The sequence below is a fragment of the Actinomyces succiniciruminis genome, assembly GCF_900002405.1.
In the GTDB taxonomy this organism is placed as follows: domain Bacteria; phylum Actinomycetota; class Actinomycetes; order Actinomycetales; family Actinomycetaceae; genus Actinomyces; species Actinomyces succiniciruminis.
On sequence record NZ_LK995478.1, the window covers coordinates 1 to 3658 of the forward strand.

The window sequence follows — 3658 nt, forward strand, 5'->3', positions numbered from 1 at the left end:
GTTCATGCCGAACCGTTGCTGCTAGGTGACGAACCGTCACAGGAACACACGAACCGTCCATACCCACAACGGCGCCGACGACGTCCTCATCAACCCGAACACGACCTCATACGCCCGAACACGACCACCACACCCCGACCGCCAACCCGAACCACCACCCCCACACACACAAACCGCCGGTTGAGTCGTTCCTAGAACTTTCACAGCGCCACGCCGGGGGACCTCCCAGCCGCAGCGGGTTACATAGTTACTGCCGCCGGGCGGAACGGGTCATGAGGGAATGGGGAGCCCAGTGACTGACCCGCTTCCGAGACGGGACGGGTCCATGGGAGCCCGCGCCGCGTCGTCCTGGCGAAGGAGGACCGCCCCTCGGGACCGGGAACCCCGAGGGCTTCGAGCACCTCGTCGGTGGCCTGTGGGCCGGGGACACCACCCGCCCACGGGCCACCGGCATGTCCGACGGCATCCCCCGCGCAGCGCGGAAAGCGTTGGTGGGCGTGTCGGATCCGGCGCAACAGCCGGCCGCCGACGGGGCACCGATGAGCCCACGACCGCGCGCGGGCGCCTTTCCGTCCCCGGAGCAATGTGTGTCAGCCTTAAGACATGCGTCATCCCCGTTCCGCGCTCGCCATCCCCGCCGCGCTACTGCTTGCCCTGGGAGTAACGGCCTGCCAGGGCGGCACCACGGCGAACCCCGCCACGCCCACAACCACGCCGTCGGCGTCCGCCACACCCAGTCAGGGCGTGCCGCTCCAGGAGGCCCTCGCCACCCCGACCACACAGGCCGTATCCGCCATGGACATCGAGGTCGGCGACTGCCTGACCTATGCCACGCCCGGGGACGCGGCAGACGCCGGCGCGGAGACCTCGAACGCACAGACGCCGGAGCCCTCCGCGTCACAGCCCGACACCGCCACGGCGGACGCCTCGGCAAACACCGCGAGCGCCGCCGAGCCCGGCACCGTCTCCAGCGTCGACCTCGTCGACTGTGCCGCCCCACACCGCTACGAGGTCTACGCGGAGGGCGCGATCGCCGCGGACGCCTTCCCGGAAGGCGACCTCATGGAGCAGTACGTCTCGGACATCTGCTACGACGCCTTCGAGAACTACGTCGGCACCAGCTACGACGACGCCTACACCCAGGGCCGCTACGCGGTCACCTCCCTGCGGCCCACGCAGAGCACCTGGGCACAGGGCGACCGCAGAGTCTCCTGCCTGCTGACCTCCGGGGATGGCGGCGACCTGACCGGATCCGCCCGCAGCTCTGACGGCTGACCCGCTACGGCGACCGTCTACTACTGCGCGACTTACACCCGGTCGGCGCCGACCCGCTCGGGAGAGGCCACGTCCGGTGAGGTCGGCGTGCCATCGGGGGCGGGTCCCAAGTCGGCGATCAGGTCGCGGGCGGTGCGCCCGTCCTCCGAGGCGTTGTCAATGCCGGTGAGCAGCCGATCCGCGGTCGACGACGACGCCTCCGCCGTCCGCACGCCCGCCGGTGTGGCCGGTGCGCCGGCCGCATCCCGCACGGCATCCTCCTGCATCATGAAGGCGGTGGAGATCATCAGCTTGATGCGGTTGAGCTGGTTGACCTCGCTGGCGCCGGGGTCGTAGTCGATGCCGACGATGTTGGCCTGCGGGTAGCGGCGGCGGATCTCCCGGAACATGCCCTTGCCGACCACGTGGTTGGGCAGGCAGGCGAAGGGCTGGCAGCACACGATGTTGGGGGTGCCGTGCTCGATGAGTTCGATCATCTCGGCGGTCAGCAGCCAGCCCTCGCCGGCCTGGTTGCCGAGGCTGAGGATCTGGCCGGCCTTCTCGGCCATTTCCGCGATCGGGGACTCGACGTCGAACTTGCCGCCGGCGGCGGCCAGGGCGGCCCGGGCGGGGGCCTGCACCTGCTCGATGAACCACACGCCCGCCTTCTTCTGGTAGACGGTGTCGGTGCCGATGCCGTAGGTGTCCGCCTTCCACTGGGCGGTGGTCATGCCGTTGAGGAAGAAGCCCAGCAGCCCGGGGACGACGGCCTCGCAGCCCTCGGCCTCGATCTGGTCGACCACGTGGTTGTTGGCGTCCGGCTGGAACTTGACCAGGATCTCCCCCACCACGCCGACGCGCGGCTTGCGGGGCACATCCGCCAGTTCGAGTGCGTCGAACTCGTGCACCATCTCCCGCAGCAGGCGGCGGTAGCCGATGCGCCCGCCCCAGGTGGTGGAGCGGCCCTTGTGCTCGAAGAACTCGCAGGCGATCTGGCTCCAGCGCTCGTACAGCGCCTGCGCGGAGCCGGGCACCGCCTCGTAGGGCCGCACCCGCAGCAGGCAGGTGCTCAGCGTGTCGCCAATGACGACCCCCTGCAGCGCCTTGTAGGCCATGGTGGGGGTGAGCTTGAAGCCGGGGTTCTCCTCAATGCCCTGCAGGGAGACGGCCAGCACCGGGATCTGCGGGTAGCCGGCCTCGCGCAGGCCCTTGCGGAGCATGGCGGCGTAGTTGGTGGCGCGGCACATGCCGCCGGTCTGGGAGATGGCGACCACGCACTTGTCCGGATCGTGGGAGCCGTCCTCGAAGGCGCCGATGAGCTGGCCGATCACCATGATGGCGGGGAAGCAGGCGTCGTTGTTGACGTAGCGCAGCCCCACCTCGAGGTCGGCCTTGCTGGCGGACTCCAGCAGCTCGACCTTGTAGCCCAGGCGTCGCATGAGCGGCACCAGCGGCCGGAAGTGGATCGGGCTCATCTGCGGCATGAGGATGGTGTGGGTCTCGCGCATCTCCTCGGTGAACATCGGGGTGGTGGCGGCCGGCAGGCTCCGCTCGCTGCGGGCCACGCGCCCGGCGAGCGTGTGGTCGCCGTCGTCCGCGGGCGCCGGGTTCTCGCGCGGAGCGCCGCCGTCCTCCTTGCCGACGGCGATAGCGTCCCCGGCGGTGGGCGTGGTGGTGTCGACCTCGACGGGCTCGTCCGCGAGGTCCTGCGCCTGCTCGTCGACGCCGGCGTCCGCCGCCTGCTCCCCCGCCTCCCGCTGCCGCCGGCGCGCCTCGCTGGCGGCGGCGAGCGAGCGCAGGCGGATGGTGGCGGCGCCGAGGTTGGAGACCTCGTCGATCTTGAGGGTGGTGTACACCCCGCCGGCGGACTCGAGGATCTCCTGCACCTGGTCGGTGGTGACGGCGTCGACGCCGCAGCCGAAGGAGTTCAGCTGCACCAGTTCCAGGTCGTCGGCCCGGGTGACCAGCTCGGCGGCACGGTACAGGCGCGAGTGGTAGGCCCACTGGTCGCGTACGCGCAGCTTCGGGGAGACGTTGGCGACGGCGATCGACGCCGTCGGCGCCTCCAGGCCCTCGGCGGTGACGTCGGACCAGTCGGCGGGCGCCTGCGGGTCCTCCTTGGAGCGGCCCAAGCCGCGGCGGATGGAGGCGACGGCGCGAGACAGTGCGCCGCCGGCCACCTGGTGCTCGACGCCGTCGTCGGCGCCGTCGGGGGACGGCTCGGGTTCGGGCAGGATCGAGTCCTCGGAGAGGACGGCCATGCCCAGGGTGTTGATGACGTCGGGGACGCCGTGGTTGATCTCGGGGTCGATGTGGTAGGGGCGGCCGGCCAGCACGATGCCCTTGCGGCCGTTCTCGCGCATCCACTCCAGGGTGCGGCGGCCCTCGGCGCGCACGTCCGCCT

The 3658-nt window shown here is 70.9% G+C and carries 2 protein-coding genes; one reads left to right on the top strand and one right to left on the bottom strand.

What is annotated here, in order from left to right:
* Positions 1-603 precede the first annotated feature (603 nt).
* A complete protein-coding gene (locus BN1056_RS03755) occupies positions 604-1275 on the top strand; it encodes a septum formation family protein (RefSeq protein WP_210579188.1) in 672 nt (223 codons plus the stop codon).
* Between the two features lie 32 nt (positions 1276-1307).
* On the opposite strand, the gene BN1056_RS14595 is transcribed toward BN1056_RS03755, so the two are convergent.
* A partial coding sequence (locus BN1056_RS14595) for an acyl-CoA dehydratase activase-related protein (RefSeq protein WP_244671488.1) occupies positions 1308-3658 on the bottom strand: 2351 nt, incomplete at its 5' end.

Bases quoted from the DNA above. Each gene is read 5' to 3' on its own strand.
- BN1056_RS03755 (WP_210579188.1), top strand. From the start codon at position 604: ATGCGTCATCCCCGTTCCGCGCTCGCCATCCCCGCCGCGCTACTGCTT.